At 62.7% G+C, this 255-nt stretch carries 1 protein-coding gene; it reads right to left on the reverse strand.

Features of this window, described 5'->3' with window-relative positions:
* Nucleotides 1-193, reverse strand: a 193-nt coding sequence (locus tag QSK52_RS39315) for a transposase (protein ID WP_285741061.1), incomplete at its 3' end; no start/stop codon positions are given.
* Nucleotides 194-255 lie beyond the last annotated feature (62 nt).

Consider the following 255-nt stretch of genomic DNA (forward strand, 5'->3'; position numbering starts at 1 on the left):
CGCAACCACTGACCAGCACGTACAGCACGGTGTCCACGACCAGCCGACGCGAAAACTTCAACGGTCGGCCCGCCTTGCGCGGATCACGCCGCGGCAACAGCGGCTCGATCACAGCCCACTGACCATCAGTCAGAGACGACTCGTAGGACGGCTTGCACGCGCAGACACACATGGCGGCGATCATCGCGGACATCTCGACCGCGACGACCACCCCCAGCGATCACGCCACGCAGTTGATCAATTACCCCACACTTT

The organism is Kitasatospora phosalacinea, from assembly GCF_030268885.1.
In the GTDB taxonomy this organism is placed as follows: domain Bacteria; phylum Actinomycetota; class Actinomycetes; order Streptomycetales; family Streptomycetaceae; genus Kitasatospora; species Kitasatospora phosalacinea_C.